We start from the raw sequence: 705 nt of genomic DNA on the forward strand, positions 1-705 counted from the left end.
ACCAGAAGTGGTTAGCCTAACGCAAGAGGGCGATCACCACGGTGTGGTTCATGACTGGGGTGAAGTCGTAACAAGGTAGCCGTAGGGGAACCTGCGGCTGGATCACCTCCTTAAACGATGCGTCACGGTTAGTAAGCGTCCACAATGAATTACCTGATCAGAATGCTGTTGATACGCAGTGATAAGTGGCTCTGTCTTTTTCACATTGAAAAGAAAAAACAAAGGTCTTTTTCTTTTTTAACGTGAAAGAACGCTTATCACTGCTTATAGCAGTCGCTCTTTAACAATGTATATCATGCTGACAAGAACACTTCGCAAGAAGTGGTCTTAAATTGTGATACGTCTCAAGCGTATCCGGCAAAATAGAACGTTATCATTGCGAGTCCAGACTCCTTCGGGTTATAGGGTCAAGCAATGAAGCGCACACGGTGGATGCCTAGGCAGCCAGAGGCGATGAAAGACGTGGTAGCCTGCGATAAGGTTCGGTGAGGTGGCAACAACCTGTGACCCGGACATCTCTGAATGGGGAAACCCACTCATCATAAGATGAGTATCATGCACTGAATACATAGGTGTATGAGGCGAACCAGGGGAACTGAAACATCTAAGTACCCTGAGGAAAAGAAATCAACCGAGATTCCCCTAGTAGCGGCGAGCGAACGGGGACCAGCCCTTAAGCATGTGACTGATTAGGCGAACACGCTG

The 705-nt window shown here is 47.7% G+C and carries 2 rRNA genes; both read left to right on the forward strand.

Annotation, left to right across the window (positions count from 1 at the left end):
• Positions 1-113: ribosomal RNA gene (locus QT231_RS24270) — 16S ribosomal RNA — on the forward strand; the annotation flags it as partial.
• Between the two features lie 292 nt (positions 114-405).
• Positions 406-705, forward strand: a 23S ribosomal RNA gene (locus tag QT231_RS24275); the annotation flags it as partial.

The sequence above is a fragment of the Halomonas sp. SpR1 genome (genome assembly GCF_031010175.1).
Lineage (GTDB): Bacteria > Pseudomonadota > Gammaproteobacteria > Pseudomonadales > Halomonadaceae > Vreelandella.